We start from the raw sequence: 18,762 nt of genomic DNA on the forward strand, positions 1-18,762 counted from the left end.
GACGACGCCGACTTGTCCCTGGCCGCTGAGTGCGGCGACCGTCAGATCTGCTGCACCCACGCCACGAAGAACAACCCGCCCGCCGCCGCGAGGACCAGCGCGGCCGGAATCGCCCACCACGATCGGTCGCCACCCAACACGGTCCTGGTCAACCGCAGCTGCAACCGGCCGAACATCGCGATCATGGCGAGGAACACCGGCGCGATCAGCACACCGAGCACCGCGTGCACCACCCACGCTCCCACCAAAGTGGGCCCGCCCCACGAGTTCTCGTAATCGTCGCCCGTGACCAGGGGATAGGCGAGGCCACGCACCAGAACCAGCACGCTGAGCATCGCGAGGAACCAGCCGAGCAGCCCGACGCCGCCGGACAGCACCGATTGGACCAGACACCGCGTCGGCGAAAGCTTGTGAGCACCGACATGTTCGCTCAGCAGACGCCGCGGCACCCGCAGCCGGGTCCGCACACGGGTGAACGCCAGTGGCAGCGCCAGCAGTTCATAGACCGCCGACCGGGCCACCGCGCCGATCACCGCAGTGACCCGGCCGCCGCGAGATCGTCGAACAGCAACTGGTCGACCGGTGGGACCAGATCGCGGTCGCCGAACCCGAACCAGGCCAACGCCTCGATCTCGCTGCTGGCGGTGAGCACGCCGCGATAGTCGGCGGTGTAGCAGGCCATCCGGACCACGGTGTCGTGCTCGTCGGCGAGGGCAGCCTCGTAGGTGCCGACGTGGACGGCGCTCTCGGGCGCGAGGTCAACGGTCAGTTCCTCGGCGACCTCACGGACCAGGGTCTGCAGGTCGGTCTCGGCGCCCTCGCGTTTACCGCCCGGAATGAAGAAAACGTCCTTACCGCGCGGGCGGGCACACAGGATGCGACCGTTCTCGATCAGCACCCAGGCCACCGTATCGACGAGCTGTTGCGCAGGTTCAACCACGGCCCGCAGCATAGTGGGCACCGGCCCGACAGGCTTGCCCAGTCCCTCGCGCCCAGCCGAGCTACGCCTGACGCAACCGGCGGTCAGTGGCCGGGCAGCACGCACACGGTGTCCAGCCCGAGGACACGGTTGAGCCGCCCGAAAGCCAGCCAGGAACCGATGCTCATGCTCAGCTCCACGACCTCGGCCTGGGAGTACTGCGCGAACATCCTGGCCCAGAATTGTTCGTCGAGACCGTGATGATCGGTGGCATAGCGCTCGGCGTATTCGGCGGCCAGCCGGGTGCGCTCGTCGAAGCGTTCGGTGGTGCGCCAGTCCGTGACGGCCTCGGGGAATTCCGCTTCGACCTTCTGCCCGTCGCGTTCGGTGCGCCAGTCCTGACAGAACAGGCACCCGTTGATCTGGGCGATCCGCAGCCGGGCCGCTTCGAACTCGCGCAGGCCGAGGGTGGAGTGCTCGTAGACCGACAGCGAGAACCCCGCCGCGGCGACCCCGATCCCGGGCACCATCTCGCCCCACACGTAACCGATGGGGTCTTTGCCCTCGGGAATGTCGATGATCATCGTGATGTCCTTCCGAGTTTGCCGACCGCGGCACGCAGCGGCACATCGAGTGCGTCATAGAGGCCGGGCTTGGCCTCGACCAGCCAGTCGATGGCATTGACCAATCTGCCCACCGCCGTGGCGTTTCCACCCGCGGCACGATTGCCGCCTTCATCGGTCGCTTCGACGCTGACCTCGATGCGGGGCGAACCCTCGATGATCACCCGGTGGGCGCCGTCACCGTCGGGCGGTGTCGGCCAGTCCGGTGCGCAGCTGGGATGAATGCGGGTGACGTGCTCGATCACAATGCGCGCCTGCCCCTCGACAATGCCTTGCACCTCGAACCGCACCGCCCCCTGCGTGCCCGCATCGAAGGTGCCCATCTTCGCGGTCTGCACCGTCGCTTCGAGGGCGCGCCGGTCCACGGTTTCGGTGATCTCGTCGAGTTCTACACCCAACGCCCTGGCCATCAACCGAATCTGGCCGCCCCACACCATCGTCGGCACGCTCGCCATCAGCATCGGCGGCTGGTAGTCCATCGGCTGTCCCATCCCGACGAGATAGCGCACCGAGTCGGGTTGGTCGTAGGTGGAGTAGTCGAAGATCTCTTGGCAGCGCACCACATCGACGGTGCCGGCGAGCCCGCTGATCAACAGTGGCAGCACATCGTTGCCCCAGCCGGGATCCACCCCGGAGACGAACAGCGAACCACCGCCCGCGGCAATGGCTTCCAGTACCGGCCCGCGCATTTCGGGTGGTGCGTTGCGTGGGTCGTAGAGGGCGTAGAGCGCGGGGGTCACGACAACGGCGCCGGCCCGGATCGCGCGCACGATATCGGCGAGCGCGTCGTCGGGGCGGATGTCGCCGGAGGCCGCGTACACCACCGCCCGCGGGCCCGCGGCGAGCAACGCGTCGATGTCGTCACTGGCAGCCACCCCCAATTCGGTGTCGAGGCCCGCGAGCGTACCCGCGTCTCGGCCGACCTTGTCGGGGTTGTGCACGAGCACCCCGGTGAGAACCAGCGCCGGATGGGCAGCCACGGCGCGGATGGCCGCGCGGCCGACGTTTCCGGTGCCCCAGACGATCGTGGGGATCATCGAGCCACCGTAGCAAGCGCTTGGTTCGCCGTCCGGGGTATCCGAAATCTCAGCCGACGCGCAGCCCGAGTCCGCCTGCGCCGGTCGCCTCGGCGAACCGGTTCACCGCCGCGGACAGCGTGCGCTTCGGGAGTTTGCGCCCGTCGAACATCGACACCACGACCTCGTCGTCGACCTGTTCCCAGGTGCCCGCGATCCGGCCGTCGAGCAGCACCAGCGGGGAGATCCAGCCCGCCGTCCTGCTCACCTTCGACCGGTGCTCGGCCGGCAGGAGCGCGGTGTCGCCGGTGCCGGGCCCCAGCACGTACTGGTCGAACGGGCCGAGCAGATGGACGCGGCCGTCGAGTCTCGCCGCGGCGAGATCGTCGGCGAACTCGCTCGGAATCCAGCCGGTGCGACCCTCGACGTCGACCTCGGTCAGTGCCGCGCCCATGGCCGCGAACCAGCCACGCACCACGGTTTTGCGCAAGCTGTTGCGGCTGAGCCACGCGTCGAACGCCTCCGGCGTCGCGGGACCGTACGCGCCGAGGTAGGCACTGATCAGCGTCGGTGCGGCGCTCTCGGGCTCAGGTAAGCCCTTCCACCCGGGAGTGCGGCCTGCCGGTGCGGTGAAGGTGACCTTGCTGCCGCGGGCAGGACCGTGGCACAGCGCGCCCTGCCAGGCCAACGGTTTGAGCACCGCACCCCACCCGGACCGCAACTGCTCGCCGAGGTGGGCGAAGCCGGGTTCGGCGAGCACCGCGTCGACCAGTTCGTCGCGGGTCAGGACCTGATCGGCCAGGACACCGGACACCACCTCCACCAGGGCGGCCACCTGCTCAGGGGTCGCACCGAAAGTCTTCTGCCACGACGGTTTCTCCCATGTACGGGCCGAGCCGATCAGTGACAGCGCCGCCGCTGCCTGCTCGGGCACCATCGCGTGCAATGTGCCGCGCATCGCCCACGTCTTCATCAGCGTGCCCGCGCCCAACGCCTCGCCGACCCCGCGTGCACGGGCATCGGAACTACGCACCGCGACGGCTGTCTCGGCCGCCGATGCCACCTGTGCCTGCACCCCGGCCAACCTGGCCGCGACATCCGCTGCACAACCCCCGGTCGGTGCTGCGACGAACTGACGACCCAGTCGCCAGGCGAACACCTGATCCCAGCCGACACTCAGCATGCGTCCCCATCCCCGTGACCGATCCCGTTGGACGTCCCCATCAGATCAGATCACTCCGACACGTCCGGGCTAGCTCGCCTCGGTCCGGCGGGTGGCGACGCGTCGCAACGCCGCGCGCAATCCCGCGAATTCGTCCTCGCTGATCCGGTCGACGAAGAAGTTGAGTACGAGGTCGGACCGACCGCCGACACCGAGCGCTTCGTGCATGAGCCGGGCGCTGTATTCCTCGCGGGTCACCGTCGGCCAGTACCGGTACGCGCGCCCCGCACGCTCCCTGGCCAACCAGCCTTTGCGGTGCAGATTGTCCATGGTCGACATCACGGTGGTGTAGGCGATGTCGCGCTCGGTCGCGAGTTCGTCGAACAGTTCGCGCACCGTGGTCGTGTCCACATCGCGATCCCACAGCCGATCCATCAGCACTGCCTCGAGATCCCCGAAACCACGCACCGCCGACTGACTCCTTCACCTTGCCCGAACCGGCTTCACAGTACCGGCACGGCCTCGGTGAGAGACGCGAGCATGGCAATGGCAAGGAGGGAAAACCACTCCTTGCCACCTCTAATCTATAGCGCACCCCGGGGCTTGCGGCAAGACCCCGGTCGTGCTGCACAATCTCTCGGCGAGCCCGCAACCTGCGGATATCTGGTCGAAGGGGAGTATTCGATGATCGACGTGATCGTGGCAGGCGGTGGCCCGACCGGCATGATGCTGGCCGCCGAGTTGAGGCTGCACGACGTGGGTGTGGTCCTGCTGGAGAAGGACGCCGAGCCGACCGAGATCGTCCGCTCGCTCGGCCTGCACGCGCGCAGTATCGAGATCATGGACCAGCGCGGCCTGCTCGACCGGTTTCTCGCGCTCGGCCGCAAGCATCCGGTCGGCGGCTTCTTCGCCGGTATCCCTAAGCCCGCGCCCGAGCGACTCGACACCGCCCACCCGTTCGTGCTCGGCATCCCGCAACCCCGCACCGACCAACTGCTGACCGAGCACGCCATCGAGCTCGGCGTCGAGATCCGACGCGGCACCGAAGTGGTCGGACTGAGCCAGGATGACGACGCGGTCACGGTCGAACTGGCCGACGGCACCCTGCTGCATTCGCGCTACCTCGTCGGTTGCGACGGCGGGCGCAGCACCGTGCGCAGGCTGCTCGGCGTCGCGTTTCCGGGTGAGCCGAGCCGGGTCGAGACCCTGCTCGGCGAAATGGAACTGACCGCGTCACCGGAAACGATCACCGCGGTGACGGCCGAAGTCCGCAAAACCCAGCTGCGCTTCGGCGCGATGCCGCTGGGCGGCGGTGTCTACCGTGTGGTCGCCCCCGCGGACGGCGTCGCCGAGGACCGTACGGCCGCGCCCACCTTCGAGGAGCTGAAACAGCAGCTCATCGCCACCGCCGGTACCGACTTCGGGGTGCATTCACCACGCTGGCTGTCGCGGTTCGGCGACGGCACCCGCCAGGCCGAGCACTACCGGGTCGGGCGCGTGCTGCTGGCGGGCGACGCGGCCCACATCCACCCGCCCGCCGGTGGCCAGGGCCTCAACCTCGGCGTCCAGGACGCGTTCAACCTCGGGTGGAAACTGGCCGCGCAGATCAACGGATGGGCGCCTGCGGGCCTGCTCGACACCTACGAGACCGAACGCCATCCGGTGGCGGCCGACGTGCTCGACAACACCCGCGCCCAGATGGAGCTGATGTCGCTCGACCCGGGACCACAGGCGGTCCGCAGGCTGGTGTCGCAACTGATGGACTTCGACGAGGTGCGTCGATATCTGACCGAGAAGATCATCGCCATCGGAATCCGCTACGACTTCGGCGAGGGCGATCCACTGCTCGGTCGGCGACTGCGCGACATCGCCCTGAAACGCGGCCGCCTCTACGCACAGATGCACGCGGGCCGCGGGCTCCTGCTCGACCAGACCGGGCGTCTGTCGGTGCGGGGGTGGGCGGACCGGGTCGACCACGTCGTCGATGTCAGCGAGGAACTCGATGCCCCCGCGGTATTGGTTCGCCCGGACGGGCATGTGGCGTGGGTCGGGGACGACCAACAGGATCTGCTGGCCCACCTGCCTGTCTGGTTCGGCGGGGAGGACCGCCGAGGTGACGTGTGATGTCTTCTTGACGACCAGTGCGCGTCGACATGGTTGCGCCGACTCGCACTCGCCCGGAATCATCGGCGTATGAGGTTGGCAGGGGTGGCCCGATGACCGAGCTCGACGCGTTCACCACCTTCCGGCCACTGCTGTTCACGATCGCCTACGAAATCCTGGGCTGCGCCGCCGATGCCGAAGATGTGTTGCAGGACAGCTACCTTCGCTGGCGCGACGCGACGGAGGTGACGCATCCGCGCGCGTATCTGGTGCAGATCGTCACCCGTCAGGCGATCAACCATCTCCGCTCGGTCCGGCGCCGCCGCGAGGACTACGTCGGCACCTGGCTGCCCGAACCGATCCGCACCACGCCCGATGCCGGCCACGACGTGTTGCTGGCGGAGTCGGTGTCGATGGCGATGTTGCTCGTGCTGGAAACCCTCGGTCCCACCGAGCGTGCGGTGTTCGTCCTGTCGGAGGTGTTCGGCCACAGCCACCGCGAGATCGCGGACATGATCGGCAAATCCGACACCGCCGTGCGGCAGATCGCCCACCGGGCCCGCGCCCACGTCGCGGCTCGGCGCCGACGCTTCCAGCTCGACTCCGACACCAGCCGGGCGGTGATCGGCCGTTTCCTGCTCGCCGCCAACACCGGTGATGTCGGCGCGCTCATGGCAGTGCTCGCGCCCGACGTCGTCGAGATCTCCGATGGCGGCGGCCGCGTCTCCGCCGCACGTCGCCCGATCATCGGCGCCGAGGCCGTCGCGCGGTTCATGATCGGGCTGGCACACAACTCGATGGCGGGCGCGACTGTCGAATTCGGCAATTTCAACGCCCAACCGGCAGTGCTCGCCCGGGCGAAGAACGGCGACCTGGACACGGTGCTGTTGGTCGAGTTGACCGACGACCTCATCACCGGCCTCTACGCGGTCCGAAATCCCGACAAACTGCAAACGGTCGATGTCATCCGGTCACTCGACATCTCCGTCGACCTGCCCTGATCGTGCGCGCTGTGACGGAGGACCTAATGGGGGCGTGTCACGCTGGGAACCCGAGCGGTGTCTCCGAGTGTGTCCAGCAATGCAGCGGAACGAAAGGACCATCCCCATGAAGGTCATCCTCGTGTGCAAATCGGTGTCACACGGCAACACCCAGCGCGTCGCCCAGGCCATGAACCAGGTGCTCGGTGGCCGGGTCCTCGACCCCGCCGACGTCGACCCGGCCGAGCTCGCCGACTGCGACCTCGTCGGCTTCGGTTCGGGAATCTACAACATGGCTTTCCACCCGGAACTGCGCCGATTCATCGCCGCGCTGCCGACCGGGAATCAGGGCAAGGCGTTCGTCTTCCGCACCAGCGGATTCCCGGAAACACCGATTCGCCGCTATGTCACCACCTTGACCCGCGACATCGAGCGCAAGGGCTTCGACGTGATCGACGCCTTCGACAGTCGAGGCTTCGACACCTGGCTACCGCTACGTCTGGTCGGCGGCATCCACAAAGGCCACCCCGACGCCGCCGACCTCACGGCTGCCCGCGTGTTCGCCGAAAGTTTGCGCGCCAGGACTACGACCGCGCCCTGACCGACCGAACTCGTCATACCCCGATGCGAACATATGTTCGTGTCTAATTCCGCCGCCACCCGTCGCCCGCGTATCCAGTCCCGCGCCGAGGCCTCGATCCTGCACGCCGACCTCGACTCGTTCTATGCCTCGGTCGAACAGCGTGATCAGCCGAGGCTGCGCGGTAAACCGGTCATCGTGGGCGGCGGGGTGGTGCTGGCGGCCAGTTATGAGGCCAAGGCGTTCGGTATCCGCACTCCCATGAACGCGGGTCAGGCACTGCGATTGTGTCCGCACGCGATCGTCGTGCCGCCGCGAATGTCGGCCTATGCCGAGGCGAGCAAGGCTGTCTTCGCGGTATTCCACGACACCACCCCGATGGTGGAGGGGATCTCGATCGATGAGGCGTTCCTCGACGTCAGCGGGTTACGCCGGATCAGCGGGGAGCCGATCGAGATCGGTCATCGGTTGCGTGCGCAGGTGGCCGATCATGTCGGGCTGCCCATCTCCGTGGGCATCGCCTGCAACAAGTTCCTCGCCAAGGTCGCCTCCGCCGTCGCCAAACCCGACGGGTTGCGCCTCGTCGAGCCCGGCAAGGAACTCGACTTCCTGCACCCGCTCCCGGTGGAACGATTATGGGGCGTCGGCAAAGTCACTTCGGCGACCCTGCACGCCAACGGCATCACCCGCATCGGACAACTCGCCGAACTCGGCGAACCCCATCTCCGCGCGATCCTCGGCCCCGCCGCCGCCCGTCACCTGTTCGCCCTGTCCTGGGCGCGCGATCCACGCCGCGTGGAGACCGGCAAACGCCGACGCTCAATCGGCGCCCAACGCGCCCTTGGCCGCCGCCCCCGCGAACCCGAACAGATCGCCGCCTACCTCGACGGTCTCACCGACCGCCTCGGTCGCCGCCTGCGCGCCGCCGACCGGGTGTGCCGAACAGTAGTGCTGCGCTTACGTTTCGACGATTTCACCCGAGCCACGCGCTCCCACACCCTCGTCGAAGCCACCGATTCCTCCGCTGCCATCCGCCACGCCGCCCGCCTGCTCCTCGACACCGCCCAACCGCTCATCACCGAACGCGGCATCACCCTGATCGGCCTCTCGCTGACCAACCTCGACGACGCCGACACCATGCAACTCACCCTGCCACTGGAGGCACGCGCCGAGAACACTCTCGACGCCACCCTCGACGACTTGCGCCGCCGCTTCGGCTCCACCGCCGTCACCCGTGCCGCACTCCTGCGCAGCGGCGAAGGCATCTCGGTCCCGCTGCTACCCGACTAGCCGCGTCGGCGAATTAGCGGCAGATACACCTCGTCGACGATCTCGACCAGCACATCATCGGGAGCGGTCGGCACCCCACGCAGCACGAACTCGTTGCGCAGCAGCACGACCGCCACCGTGGCGACCCGCGGATGCAGGCACTCCGGCGGCGCCTCGCCCCGCGCCACCGCACGCCCGAGCACCGTCAACCACATCGCGGCCGTCCCGTCGGCCGACTGTTCGGGCAGCTGCGCCAGCAGCTCGGCGGCACCGCCGGCAGCGGCGAGCAGTTCGCGCATGATCGCACCGAGTGCCGAACTCCAATGCCGGTTGGCGCGCCGCAGCAATTCGAGGGCGTCTTCGCGCAGGTCACCCGTATCGGGCACATCGACGGTTATGGCCAGTTGCCGATACGCGGCGATGCCGAGCGCGAGTCGATTCGGCCATCGCCGGTAGATGGCGTTCTTGTTGGTTCCCGCGCGTTGGGCGACCTTGTCCATGGTCAGCCCGGCGTAGCCGGTCTCGGTGAGTTCGGCCGCGGCTGCGCGCAGAATCGCGTCCTCGAGTTCGACACCACGCCTGCGCGTCGCACCCGACTTCTCGTGGTCCACCATCGTCGATCCCCTCTGATTTTCAGACGACAGTACCGTATCCATTCACCCTTGTAGCCTGTTCATCCTTCATATACGGTACGTGACGTACCTTAATACCTAACAAGGGAAACAACATGCGCGCCAACGGAATCACCTATGACACGGGCTTCATCCGTGACGGCCTGTCGTCCCGCCCTCACTTCGACCCCGAAATCGTCGGCCAGGAACTGCGGATCATCCGCGACGACCTGCACTGCACCGCGGTCCGCATCGTCGGCGGCGACCCCGACCGACTCGAACTCGCCGCCACCTACGCCGCCGACCTGGGCCTGGAGGTGTGGTTCTCGCCGTACCCCCTCGAGCAGACCACCGCGCAGATGATCGAACTCTTCCTCGACTGCGCCGAGCGTGCGGAGCGCATCCGCCGGCGGGGCGCCGAGGTGGTGTTCGTGACCGGTGCCGAGTTGAGCTTGATGAACAGCGGCTTCCTGCCCGGCGAGAGCCTCGACGAACGAGTCGCGGCACTGACCGTGCCGGGCGCACTCCCCGAATTGGTCGGCGAGGTGGGCGCGCGCGTCAACACCTTCCTCGGCGCCGCGGTGCCGCTGGTCCGTGCGCACTTCGGCGGCAGGATCACCTATGCCGCAGTGCCATTGGAACGGGTCGACTGGACACCGTTCGACATCGTGTCACTGGACCTGTACCGCTCCGCCGAGGTCGCCGGCCAATTCGCCGACGGCGTCCGAGACCTCGTCGCGCAGGGAAAGCCCGTGGCCGTCACCGAATTCGGTGCCGCGAGCTTCCGCGGCGCAGGCGATCTCGGAGCGCGCGGACTCGAGATCGTCGAGTACGGTCCCGGCCCGATTCGCCTGCGCGGCGCCTATCTCCGCGACGAAGCGGGCCAGGCCGCATATCTGCGCGAACTGCTCGAACTCTTCGACGACAGCGGTATCGACAGCGCCTTCGTCTTCCTCTTCGCCCTCTACGACATGCCGCACCGCCCCGACGGCGACCCCCGAGACGACCTCGATCTCGCCAGCTACGGCATCGTCAAAGTCCTCGACCGCGCCGGACACACCCATCCCGGCCTGGAATGGGAGCCGAAACTCGCCTTCGCCGCCGTCGCCGACCACTACGGATCCACCGCGCGAGCCGACGTGGAATAATCGCCGAATGCCTTACGCCGTCATCGGCTTTCTGACTCTCGCCCTGTGGGTGTATTGCCTGGTCGACATCATCACCAGCCCCGACGCGGGCATCCGGCACCTACCGAAGATGGGCTGGATCATCGTCGTCGTCCTGATCCCTACGATCGGCGCGCTGTTGTGGTTGTTCGCGGGCAGGCCCGTGGGCGAGTCACGACCTGCCTCGAACACCCGGTTCGGTGAATACGATCGCCCCGGCCGCCAGGTCGCGTCGAATCCCGACGATGACGAGGCCTTCCTGCGCGGTCTGCGCGACCGCGCCGAACAGCAGCGTCGCGAAGCCCGCAGGCAACAGCAAGAGCGCGACCAGGACCCGGCCTGATCGGCTGAAGAAGTGCTTGCCCGGTCGCGTATCTAGGTGCGCTGATCGTGCTTGGCGGGCCGGAACAGTGATCGCGTCCCGAACAGTGAACTGTCGAACCGCTTGCCCGCGTCCGGTTCCCGGTGATAGCGCTCGATGCGCAGCACCTCGTTGCGGGAACCGAAGATGAACGGCACCCGCTGGTGCACGTCGGTCGGCGGCACCTCCATCATCCGCTCGTGCCCGGTGGTCGCCGCCCCACCCGCCTGCTCGACGATGAACGCGATCGGATTCGCCCCGTACAGCAACGAAACACGGCCCGGCACCGCCGGATTGCGGGTATCGCGCGGGTACAGGTACAGCCCGCCCCTGGTCAGGATGTGGAACGTGTCGGCCACCAGCGACGCCACCCACCGCATATTGAAATCGCGCCCGCGCGGGCCCTCCACTCCCTCCAGGCACTCGAGCACGTACCGGCGCACCGGCCGCTCCCAGAACCGCTCATTGGCGGCGTTGATCGCGAAACCCGACGTGTCCTGTGGGATTCGCATCTGCGGGTGGGTCAACACGAACGCCCCGATCTCCCGATCGAGAGTGAACCCGTCGACCCCGCTGCCGGTGGTGAGCACCAGCACGGTCGCGGGCCCGTACAGCGTGAACCCCGCGCACACCTGCTCCACACCCGGTTGCAGGAAGTCGGTTTCAGCGGGTTCCGCATCGCCGGCGACAACCTCTTCCGGCGCCCGCAGAATGCTGAAAATCGAACCGACAGGCAGATTCACGTCGATGTTGCTCGACCCGTCCAACGCGTCATAGGCCAGTAGATACTTCCCCCGCCGCTGAGTAGCGGGCAACACCCTCGCATGCTGCTCGGACAACAGCCCCGATAAATGCCCGGACCATTGCGTCTGCCCCACCATGATCTCATCGGTCAGCACATCCAGGCGCCCACTCACCGACGACTCGTCGTCGACCCCTGACCCGATGATCGCCCCACGTGTCACCTGATTGGCAATGATCTTCGCCGCTGTGGCCACCACATTGACCAGCGCGGAGAATTCCCCCGACGAACCGGGATGCCGATGTTCTTCCTCGATCGTGTAGCGAGTAAGTGTTTTCAGTCCATTCGGCATTCGGTAACAGCCCTCTGTGAAAACCGGTGTGTCCCTTGCTCTTTCCAGAATGGCTCACGACCCGCCCACAAGCAATGTGAACTCTCGTGCTTGACCTTGCCCCTGGGGGCAGCGTTTACATTTGTCGTATGAGGATCGGAGAGCTTGCGCGGCTGGCTCAGCTCAGCCCCAAGGCCATCAGGCGGTACGAGGCTTTGGGCTTGGTCGCGCCGGAACGTCACCCCAACGGCTTTCGCGAATACGACGACCACACTGTCCGGCTGGTACAGGAAATCCGAACCCTGAATCGCCTGGGAATCCCGGTGGAGGAGACCCGCCCGTTCCTGGACTGCCTGGCGACAGGCGGCGAAAACGTCGACGACTGCCCCGCCTCACTGGCCGAATACCAGCGGACCATCGACGCGCTGAACTCAGAAATCGATGCACTCACCGCTCGCAGAGACGCACTCACCAATCGACTCCGCGACGCCGCACACCGTCACAACACCACTCGAATGCTCCCGTGGCCGGAGGCAGTCTTCGCGCGCCAGCCCCCATCAGGTCAATCGATCGAACTGAAGGAATGATGATGACCCAGAGCTCTGCGATCGTCGGCACCGTCGCGGTGACCGATGAAACATTCGACCGCGACGTCCTCGCTCACCCCGGCCTCGTCCTGGTGGACGTCTGGGCAACGTGGTGCCCGTCGTGCAAAATGATCGCCCCCGTGCTGGCCGAAGTCGCCCGCGAACGCGCGGACACCCTCGCTGTTCGCACCCTCAACGCCGACGAAAACCCGCTCACCGCACGCAATTACCAGGTCATGGCGGCTCCGACGCTGCTGCTCTTCCGCGACGGCCAACTCCTGCGCACCCTCGTCGGTGCCCGCTCCAAGGCCCGGCTCCTCACCGAGTTGGACGCCGCAGTGAGCCGCTGATCATCGCCGATACCGCTGCGCGACTGGTCGATCCGGCGAACCTGCCACGGTGGCGCCGCCCCCGGAGCTACGATCCGAGCGTGGCCGAATCCGATGGTTCCACCCCGCTGCGTGTGCTGGTCTACAGCAACGATGCCGATACCCGTCAACAGGTGATCCTGGCGCTGGGGCGTAGGCCGCGTGCCGATCTACCGGAGCTCGAATTCTTCGAGGTCGCCACCGCGCCGGTCGTCATCGAGCAGATGGATGCCGGTGGGATCGATCTGGCGATCCTCGACGGCGAATCAGCGCCGACGGGTGGGCTCGGCATCGCCAAGCAACTCAAGGACGAGATCGCGCAGTGCCCGCCGGTGGTCGTGCTCACCGGTCGCCCCGATGACGCCTGGCTGGCCAACTGGTCGCGTGCCGAGGCCGCCGTCTCGCACCCGATCGACCCCATGCAGCTCACCAACGCGGTCGCCGGCGTCCTGCACGCCCGGTAACAGACCGTTCGGACATCGTCCCGAACCATCGGATAGTCCGCGCGATACCCTTTCTGTCCATCACCACTGCTGACACCTGTGGTTCGCCCCCGCATGCCCGCAGACGATTACCCCCGTATCGCTCATGAATCGCGGTGCCGATATCGATCAAACCCCGCCCCGGAAACGTGCGGCGGAGCCTCGAAACGGCGGTAGTCTGTGCTCTAGCTCACACGAGCACGGGCTCTTGTATAACGCTCCGCCATCGCTGCACAGCCTTGCGCGAGCCCCGGTTCGGCGGACAACGTTGTCGGCCCCGTCTCGCCGAAAGCTGCCGTCCGCGGCCGGGCCACACGGCTCGGCCTGCTCCAGCGAGGAGGGGAAGTGCAGTCGTGAATATCGAGGTGCCCGCACTCGTACTCGGCGCCATCGCCGCGGCGTTCGCGGTGTTCTCCGTCATCATGGCGTCGCTGATCGGCCCGAAACGCTACAACCGGGCCAAACTCGAACCCTATGAATGCGGCATCGAGCCGACCCCGCACGCCATCGCGGGCGGCCCGGGAAACACAGCGGGACAGCGTTTTCCGGTGAAGTACTACCTCACGGCGATGCTGTTCATCATCTTCGACATCGAGATCGTGTTCCTCTACCCGTGGGCCGTGCATTTCGACACGCTCGGGCTGTTCGGTCTCGCCGCGATGGCGCTGTTCATCGTCAATGTGTCTGTCGCCTACGCCTACGAGTGGCGTCGCGGCGGCCTCAGCTGGGAATGAGTGGGAAATAATGGGTCTCGAAGAGAAACTGCCCAGCGGGTTCCTGCTGAGCACGGTCGAGGATTTCGCCGGCTACCTGCGTAAGGGCTCGGTCTGGCCCGCCACGTTCGGGCTGGCGTGCTGCGCGATCGAGATGATGGCCACCGGCGCCGGACGATTCGACATCGCCCGCTTCGGCATGGAAGCGTTCCGCGCCTCCCCGCGCCAAGCCGACCTGATGATCGTGGCGGGCCGGGTGAGCCAGAAGATGGCGCCGGTGCTGCGCCAAGTCTACGACCAGATGACCGAACCGAAATGGGTGCTGGCCATGGGGGTCTGCGCGTCCTCGGGAGGCATGTTCAACAACTACGCCATCGTGCAGGGCGTCGACCACATCGTCCCGGTCGACATCTATCTGCCCGGCTGCCCGCCCCGCCCGGAGATGCTGCTCAACGCGATCCTGACCCTGCACGCCAAGATCGCCGAGATGCCGATGGGTGTCAACCGCGAGGAAGCGATCCGCGCCGCCGAAAAGGCCGCACTGGCCAGCACGCCGACCATCCGGATGGAGGGCCTGCTGCGATGACCTTCGACTCCCCCGACAACACCGACAACCCTGCGGGACAAGAGGTCCCGGAGGAATCGCCGGCACAGCCGCCACCGACACCGCCCGAGGACGAGGTGATCGGCACCCGACGCGGCATGTTCGGCGTCAGCGGCACCGGCGATACGTCCGGCTACGGCGGACTGGTCACCCCGGTCGCCCTGCCCGCGGGCACCCCGCCCCCGTACGGTGGCTGGTTCGACGCCTTCGTCGGCACGTTGCGCGCCGCCCTCATGGGCCGAGTCATCGCCTTCGACACCGTGATCGAGAAGATCGTGGTCTTTCGCGGTGAACTCACCCTGCACGTGAGACGCGAACATCTCGTCGCCGTCGCGAGCACGCTGCGTGACGACAGCTCCCTGCGATTCGAACTGTGCCTCGGCGTCAACGGCGTGCACTACCCCGACGACACAGACCGCGAACTGCACGCCGTCTATCACCTGAAGTCGATCACCCACGGGCGCCGCGTGCGACTGGAAGTGTCCGCACCCGATGCCGATCCGCACATTCCGTCCCTGTTCTCGGTCTATCCGACCAACGACTGGCACGAACGCGAAACCTACGACTTCTTCGGCATCCACTTCGACGGACACCCCTCCCTGACCCGCATCACCATGCCCGACGACTGGCGCGGGCATCCGCAGCGCAAGGACTACCCGCTCGGCGGGATCCCGGTGGAGTACAAGGGCGCGCGCATACCGCCGCCCGACGAGCGGAGGACCTACAGCTGATGACCGACACCGACTTCCGCCGCGACGACCCACCCGTGGTGACTGTCGCAGGCCAGGACTGGGACCAGGTCAGCGAGGTGATCGACGGCGGCGCCGAAGAACGCATCGTGGTGAACATGGGCCCACAGCATCCGTCCACGCACGGAGTGTTGCGCCTGATCCTCGAAATCGAAGGCGAAACCGTCACCGAGGCCCGCTGCGGCATCGGCTACCTGCACACCGGCATCGAGAAGAACCTCGAATTCCGCAACTGGACCCAGGGCGTCACCTTCGTGACCCGGATGGACTACCTGTCCCCGTTCTTCAACGAAACCGCCTACTGCCTCGGGGTGGAGAAGCTCCTCGACATCACCGAGCAGATCCCCGAACGCGCCACCGTGGTGCGAGTGCTGCTGATGGAGCTCAACCGCATCTCCTCACACCTGGTGGCGTTGGCGACCGGTGGCATGGAACTGGGCGCGCTCACCCCGATGCTGTTCGGCTTCCGCGAACGCGAACTCATCCTCGATGTCTTCGAAACCATCACCGGCCTGCGGATGAACCACGCCTACATCCGCCCCGGCGGCTTGGCCCAAGATCTCCCCGACGACGGCGTCACGAAGGTCCGTGAGCTGCTCGACATCCTGCCCGGTCGCCTGCGCGATCTGGAGCATCTGCTCAGCGCGAACCCGATCTGGAAGAAGCGCACCCAGGACATCGGCTACCTCGACCTCACCGGGTGCATGGCCCTCGGCATCACCGGCCCCGTGCTTCGCGCTACCGGCCTGCCACACGACCTGCGCAAATCGGATCCGTACTGCGGCTACGAGAACTACGAATTCGACATCCCGACCACCACCGGCTGTGACTGCTACGGCCGCTACATCATTCGCGTCGCCGAGATGACCGAGTCGATCAAGATCGTCGAACAGTGCCTGGACAAGCTGCGGCCGGGACCGGTGATGATCGACGACAAGAAGATCGCCTGGCCCGCCGACCTGGAACTGGGCCCCGACGGTCTCGGCAACTCGCCCAAGCACATCGGCAAGATCATGGGCACCTCCATGGAATCGCTGATCCACCACTTCAAGCTCGTCACCGAGGGCATCCGAGTGCCCGCGGGACAGGTGTACACGGCGGTGGAGTCCCCGCGAGGGGAACTGGGTGTGCACATGGTCAGCGACGGCAGCACCCAGCCCTACCGGGTGCACTACCGCGACCCCTCGTTCACCAACCTGCAAGCGGTGGCCGCGATGTGCGAGGGCGGCATGCTCGCCGATGTCATCGCCTCCGTCGCCAGCATCGACCCCGTCATGGGCGGAGTGGATAGATGAACAACGAAACCCCCACCAGCACACCGATTCTCCTGAGCCTGAGCGCCCGTCCCGAACCGTATCCGCCGCATGTGCGCGAACGCCTCGAACTGGACGCGAAGGAGATCATCACCCGCTACCCCCACCCCCGCTCCGCGCTGCTCCCCCTGCTGCATCTGGTGCAAGCAGAGGAAGGCTACGTCACCGGCACCGGGATAGATTTCTGCGCCGATCACCTGAACCTCACCGGCGCCGAAGTGACCGCGGTCGCCACCTTCTACTCGATGTACCGGTGCACCCCCACCGGCGACTACCACGTCGGCGTGTGCACCAACACCCTGTGCGCGGTTCTCGGCGGCGACGTCATTTACGAAGCGCTGCAACAACATCTGAACGTGAAACACGGCGAAACCACACCCGACGGCGCCATCACCCTCGAACACATCGAGTGCAATGCCGCCTGTGACTACGCCCCGGTCATGATGGTGAACTGGGAATTCTTCGACAACCAGACCCCCGAATCGGCCGTTGCGATCGCCGACGCCCTGCAGGCAGGCCACCAGGTCCGCCCGACCCGCGGCGCACCACTGTGCACATTCCGCGAGACCGCCCGCATCCTCGCCGGATTCCCCGACGAACGCCCCGGCGCCCTCGAAGGCAAACCCGGTGCAGCCACCTTGGCAGGGCTGGAAACCGCTGCAGCAGAAGATGACTCGGCAGGGGGTCCGCGATGACGACCTTGACTCCGGTCCTGAGCGAGCACTGGGCCTCCCCCCGATCCTGGACCCTCGACGCCTACCGTGCGACCGGCGGCTACGACGGACTCCGCAAAGCCCTGCGCTCCACCCCCGACGAGGTGATCCAAACCGTCAAGGACGCGGGCCTGCGCGGTCGCGGCGGCGCCGGGTTCCCCACCGGCATGAAATGGTCCTTCATCCCGCAGGGCCCGGGCCCCGACGGCACAACGAAACCGCACTACCTCGTCGTCAACGCCGACGAATCCGAACCCGGCACCTGCAAAGACATCCCGTTGATGCTGGCCACCCCGCACACCCTCATCGAAGGCATCGTGATCGCCGCGTACGCGATCAGGGCCGCGACCGCGTTCATCTACGTCCGTGGCGAAGTGGTGCCGGTGCTGCGCAGGCTCCACGCCGCCGTCGCCGAGGCCTACACGGCAGGCCTGCTCGGCCGCGACATCCTCGGCTCGGGCTTCGACCTGGACCTGATCGTGCACGCCGGCGCGGGCGCCTACATCTGCGGCGAGGAAACCGCTCTGCTCGATTCACTCGAAGGCAAGCGCGGCCAGCCCCGACTGCGCCCACCGTTCCCCGCCGTCGCCGGCCTGTACGCGTGCCCGACGGTCGTGAACAATGTGGAGTCCATTGCCAGCGTGCCCTCGATCCTGCGCAACGGCACCGAATGGTTCCGCTCGATGGGCACCGAGAAGTCACCCGGCTTCACCCTGTACTCCCTGTCGGGACACGTTGCCCGCCCCGGCCAGTACGAGGCCCCGCTCGGGATCACCTTGCGCGAGCTGCTCGATTACGCGGGCGGCGTTCGGGCCGGTCACACCCTCAAGTTCTGGACTCCCGGCGGGTCGTCGACACCGATGTTCACCGATGAACACCTCGACGTCGCCCTCGATTACGAAGGCGTCGCCGCCGCCGGATCCATGTTGGGCACCAAGGCCTTACAGATCTTCGACGACACCACCTGTGTTGTGCGGGCGGTCCTGCGCTGGACCGAGTTCTACGCCCACGAATCGTGCGGCAAGTGCACACCGTGCCGCGAAGGCACCTACTGGCTCGTGCAATTGCTGCGCCGCCTCGAAGCAGGTCAGGGCACCGAAGCCGACCTGGACAAGCTCGCCGACATCGCCGACAACATCAACGGCAAATCATTCTGCGCGCTCGGTGACGGCGCGGCCAGCCCGATCTTCTCCTCGCTGAAGTACTTCCGCGAGGAATACCTCGCGCATCAGCGACTGGGCGGCTGCCCGTTCGATCCGGCCGCCTCGACCGTGTGGGCACCAGCGAAAGAGGACCGATGAATCCAGCATCGCGCAGCGATTCCGTGAGGGGCGGCGGTCGGGTGGCGGGTGGGCCGGCCATCGCGCCAA

23 protein-coding genes are annotated in these 18,762 nt (G+C 66.8%); 15 read left to right on the plus strand and 8 right to left on the minus strand.

The features are described 5' to 3' along the window. Nucleotides 1–41: 41 nt before the first annotated feature. From ACLJPD_RS17315 to ACLJPD_RS17340, 6 genes are all read right to left on the minus strand, one after another. Entirely contained in the window at nucleotides 42–533 is a 492-nt protein-coding gene (locus ACLJPD_RS17315) for a hypothetical protein (protein WP_410873222.1), read from the minus strand. Next, nucleotides 530–940: an NUDIX hydrolase gene (locus ACLJPD_RS17320; protein WP_410873223.1), complete on the minus strand. Its 411-nt coding sequence runs from the start codon at nucleotides 938–940 to the stop codon at nucleotides 530–532. The genes ACLJPD_RS17315 and ACLJPD_RS17320 overlap by 4 nt, the downstream gene beginning before the upstream one ends. An 83-nt stretch (nucleotides 941–1,023) precedes the next feature. Further along, nucleotides 1,024–1,503, minus strand: a complete 480-nt coding sequence (locus ACLJPD_RS17325; RefSeq protein ID WP_410873224.1) for a carboxymuconolactone decarboxylase family protein — start codon at nucleotides 1,501–1,503, stop codon at nucleotides 1,024–1,026. Continuing rightward, a complete protein-coding gene (locus ACLJPD_RS17330; protein ID WP_410873225.1) occupies nucleotides 1,500–2,579 on the minus strand; it encodes a dihydrodipicolinate reductase in 1,080 nt (359 codons plus the stop codon). Before ACLJPD_RS17330 ends, ACLJPD_RS17325 begins: the two co-directional genes overlap by 4 nt. 49 nt (nucleotides 2,580–2,628) lie before the next feature. Further along, nucleotides 2,629–3,741 (minus strand): winged helix DNA-binding domain-containing protein, encoded by a 1,113-nt coding sequence (locus ACLJPD_RS17335; protein WP_410873226.1) that lies wholly within the window; start codon nucleotides 3,739–3,741, stop codon nucleotides 2,629–2,631. A gap of 69 nt (nucleotides 3,742–3,810) precedes the next feature. Beyond that, on the minus strand, nucleotides 3,811–4,188 hold the full coding sequence (locus ACLJPD_RS17340) for a BlaI/MecI/CopY family transcriptional regulator (protein WP_410873227.1): 378 nt from the start codon (nucleotides 4,186–4,188) through the stop codon (nucleotides 3,811–3,813). 216 nt (nucleotides 4,189–4,404) lie between these two features. On the opposite strand from ACLJPD_RS17340, the gene rox reads away from it, so the two are divergent. The 4 genes from rox to dinB all read left to right on the plus strand — a co-directional run bounded on the left by rox (nucleotide 4,405) and on the right by dinB (nucleotide 8,673). Further along, nucleotides 4,405–5,844 carry a rifampin monooxygenase gene (gene rox / locus ACLJPD_RS17345; protein ID WP_410873228.1) on the plus strand — a complete coding sequence of 480 codons (1,440 nt, stop codon included), beginning with the start codon at nucleotides 4,405–4,407 and terminating at the stop codon, nucleotides 5,842–5,844. Nucleotides 5,845–5,936: 92 nt separating this feature from the next. Continuing rightward, nucleotides 5,937–6,824 (plus strand): RNA polymerase sigma-70 factor, encoded by an 888-nt coding sequence (locus tag ACLJPD_RS17350; protein ID WP_410873229.1) that lies wholly within the window; start codon nucleotides 5,937–5,939, stop codon nucleotides 6,822–6,824. 106 nt (nucleotides 6,825–6,930) lie between these two features. Beyond that, the gene (locus tag ACLJPD_RS17355; RefSeq protein WP_410873230.1) at nucleotides 6,931–7,404 is read left to right on the plus strand and encodes a flavodoxin family protein; all 474 of its coding nucleotides are present in this window, start codon (nucleotides 6,931–6,933) and stop codon (nucleotides 7,402–7,404) included. Nucleotides 7,405–7,437: 33 nt separating this feature from the next. Further along, nucleotides 7,438–8,673 (plus strand): DNA polymerase IV, encoded by a 1,236-nt coding sequence (dinB, locus tag ACLJPD_RS17360; RefSeq protein ID WP_410873231.1) that lies wholly within the window; start codon nucleotides 7,438–7,440, stop codon nucleotides 8,671–8,673. On the opposite strand, the gene ACLJPD_RS17365 is transcribed toward dinB, so the two are convergent. Beyond that, entirely contained in the window at nucleotides 8,670–9,266 is a 597-nt protein-coding gene (locus ACLJPD_RS17365) for a TetR/AcrR family transcriptional regulator (protein ID WP_410873232.1), read from the minus strand. The two genes, dinB and ACLJPD_RS17365, sit on opposite strands and share 4 nt — an antisense overlap. A 113-nt stretch (nucleotides 9,267–9,379) precedes the next feature. Between ACLJPD_RS17365 and ACLJPD_RS17370 the strand changes: the two genes are divergently transcribed. Then, a complete protein-coding gene (locus ACLJPD_RS17370; protein WP_410873233.1) occupies nucleotides 9,380–10,411 on the plus strand; it encodes a hypothetical protein in 1,032 nt (343 codons plus the stop codon). 7 nt (nucleotides 10,412–10,418) lie between these two features. Further along, complete coding sequence (locus ACLJPD_RS17375; protein ID WP_410873234.1) at nucleotides 10,419–10,772, plus strand: PLD nuclease N-terminal domain-containing protein; 354 nt, start codon at nucleotides 10,419–10,421, stop codon at nucleotides 10,770–10,772. Nucleotides 10,773–10,804: 32 nt separating this feature from the next. On the opposite strand, the gene ACLJPD_RS17380 is transcribed toward ACLJPD_RS17375, so the two are convergent. Continuing rightward, entirely contained in the window at nucleotides 10,805–11,884 is a 1,080-nt protein-coding gene (locus ACLJPD_RS17380; RefSeq protein WP_410873235.1) for a class 1 fructose-bisphosphatase, read from the minus strand. Between the two features lie 128 nt (nucleotides 11,885–12,012). Between ACLJPD_RS17380 and ACLJPD_RS17385 the strand changes: the two genes are divergently transcribed. The 9 genes from ACLJPD_RS17385 (at nucleotide 12,013) to nuoF (ending at nucleotide 18,693) form a co-directional block, all read left to right on the plus strand. Beyond that, nucleotides 12,013–12,450, plus strand: a complete 438-nt coding sequence (locus ACLJPD_RS17385; protein ID WP_410873435.1) for a MerR family transcriptional regulator — start codon at nucleotides 12,013–12,015, stop codon at nucleotides 12,448–12,450. A 2-nt stretch (nucleotides 12,451–12,452) separates the two neighbouring features. Continuing rightward, the gene (gene trxA, locus ACLJPD_RS17390) at nucleotides 12,453–12,800 is read left to right on the plus strand and encodes a thioredoxin (RefSeq protein ID WP_410873236.1); all 348 of its coding nucleotides are present in this window, start codon (nucleotides 12,453–12,455) and stop codon (nucleotides 12,798–12,800) included. Between the two features lie 80 nt (nucleotides 12,801–12,880). Further along, entirely contained in the window at nucleotides 12,881–13,282 is a 402-nt protein-coding gene (locus tag ACLJPD_RS17395; protein ID WP_410873237.1) for a hypothetical protein, read from the plus strand. Between the two features lie 371 nt (nucleotides 13,283–13,653). Beyond that, the gene (locus ACLJPD_RS17400) at nucleotides 13,654–14,034 is read left to right on the plus strand and encodes an NADH-quinone oxidoreductase subunit A (protein WP_266288656.1); all 381 of its coding nucleotides are present in this window, start codon (nucleotides 13,654–13,656) and stop codon (nucleotides 14,032–14,034) included. Between the two features lie 10 nt (nucleotides 14,035–14,044). Next, nucleotides 14,045–14,599, plus strand: a complete 555-nt coding sequence (locus ACLJPD_RS17405; protein ID WP_410873238.1) for a NuoB/complex I 20 kDa subunit family protein — start codon at nucleotides 14,045–14,047, stop codon at nucleotides 14,597–14,599. After that, entirely contained in the window at nucleotides 14,596–15,348 is a 753-nt protein-coding gene (locus tag ACLJPD_RS17410) for an NADH-quinone oxidoreductase subunit C (protein WP_410873239.1), read from the plus strand. The genes ACLJPD_RS17405 and ACLJPD_RS17410 overlap by 4 nt, the downstream gene beginning before the upstream one ends. Beyond that, nucleotides 15,348–16,661, plus strand: a complete 1,314-nt coding sequence (gene nuoD, locus ACLJPD_RS17415; protein ID WP_410873240.1) for an NADH dehydrogenase (quinone) subunit D — start codon at nucleotides 15,348–15,350, stop codon at nucleotides 16,659–16,661. Before ACLJPD_RS17410 ends, nuoD begins: the two co-directional genes overlap by 1 nt. Then, entirely contained in the window at nucleotides 16,658–17,374 is a 717-nt protein-coding gene (nuoE, locus tag ACLJPD_RS17420) for an NADH-quinone oxidoreductase subunit NuoE (protein WP_410873241.1), read from the plus strand. The genes nuoD and nuoE overlap by 4 nt, the downstream gene beginning before the upstream one ends. Beyond that, nucleotides 17,371–18,693: an NADH-quinone oxidoreductase subunit NuoF gene (gene nuoF, locus ACLJPD_RS17425; protein WP_410873242.1), complete on the plus strand. Its 1,323-nt coding sequence runs from the start codon at nucleotides 17,371–17,373 to the stop codon at nucleotides 18,691–18,693. The genes nuoE and nuoF overlap by 4 nt, the downstream gene beginning before the upstream one ends. Nucleotides 18,694–18,762 lie beyond the last annotated feature (69 nt).

The sequence above is a fragment of the Nocardia sp. A7 genome (assembly GCF_046549215.1).
GTDB lineage: Bacteria > Actinomycetota > Actinomycetes > Mycobacteriales > Mycobacteriaceae > Nocardia.

Bases quoted from the DNA above. Each gene is read 5' to 3' on its own strand.
- nuoE (WP_410873241.1), top strand. From the start codon at position 16,658: ATGAACAACGAAACCCCCACCAGCACACCGATTCTCCTGAGCCTGAGC.
- ACLJPD_RS17385 (WP_410873435.1), top strand. From the start codon at position 12,013: ATGAGGATCGGAGAGCTTGCGCGGCTGGCTCAGCTCAGCCCCAAGGCC.
- nuoF (WP_410873242.1), top strand. From the start codon at position 17,371: ATGACGACCTTGACTCCGGTCCTGAGCGAGCACTGGGCCTCCCCCCGA.
- ACLJPD_RS17330 (WP_410873225.1), bottom strand. From the start codon at position 2,579: ATGATCCCCACGATCGTCTGGGGCACCGGAAACGTCGGCCGCGCGGCC.
- ACLJPD_RS17350 (WP_410873229.1), top strand. From the start codon at position 5,937: ATGACCGAGCTCGACGCGTTCACCACCTTCCGGCCACTGCTGTTCACG.
- ACLJPD_RS17355 (WP_410873230.1), top strand. From the start codon at position 6,931: ATGAAGGTCATCCTCGTGTGCAAATCGGTGTCACACGGCAACACCCAG.
- ACLJPD_RS17335 (WP_410873226.1), bottom strand. From the start codon at position 3,741: ATGCTGAGTGTCGGCTGGGATCAGGTGTTCGCCTGGCGACTGGGTCGT.
- ACLJPD_RS17370 (WP_410873233.1), top strand. From the start codon at position 9,380: ATGCGCGCCAACGGAATCACCTATGACACGGGCTTCATCCGTGACGGC.
- trxA (WP_410873236.1), top strand. From the start codon at position 12,453: ATGACCCAGAGCTCTGCGATCGTCGGCACCGTCGCGGTGACCGATGAA.
- dinB (WP_410873231.1), top strand. From the start codon at position 7,438: ATGTTCGTGTCTAATTCCGCCGCCACCCGTCGCCCGCGTATCCAGTCC.
- ACLJPD_RS17380 (WP_410873235.1), bottom strand. From the start codon at position 11,884: ATGCCGAATGGACTGAAAACACTTACTCGCTACACGATCGAGGAAGAA.
- ACLJPD_RS17375 (WP_410873234.1), top strand. From the start codon at position 10,419: ATGCCTTACGCCGTCATCGGCTTTCTGACTCTCGCCCTGTGGGTGTAT.
- ACLJPD_RS17410 (WP_410873239.1), top strand. From the start codon at position 14,596: ATGACCTTCGACTCCCCCGACAACACCGACAACCCTGCGGGACAAGAG.
- ACLJPD_RS17325 (WP_410873224.1), bottom strand. From the start codon at position 1,503: ATGATCATCGACATTCCCGAGGGCAAAGACCCCATCGGTTACGTGTGG.
- ACLJPD_RS17405 (WP_410873238.1), top strand. From the start codon at position 14,045: ATGGGTCTCGAAGAGAAACTGCCCAGCGGGTTCCTGCTGAGCACGGTC.
- ACLJPD_RS17365 (WP_410873232.1), bottom strand. From the start codon at position 9,266: ATGGTGGACCACGAGAAGTCGGGTGCGACGCGCAGGCGTGGTGTCGAA.
- rox (WP_410873228.1), top strand. From the start codon at position 4,405: ATGATCGACGTGATCGTGGCAGGCGGTGGCCCGACCGGCATGATGCTG.
- nuoD (WP_410873240.1), top strand. From the start codon at position 15,348: ATGACCGACACCGACTTCCGCCGCGACGACCCACCCGTGGTGACTGTC.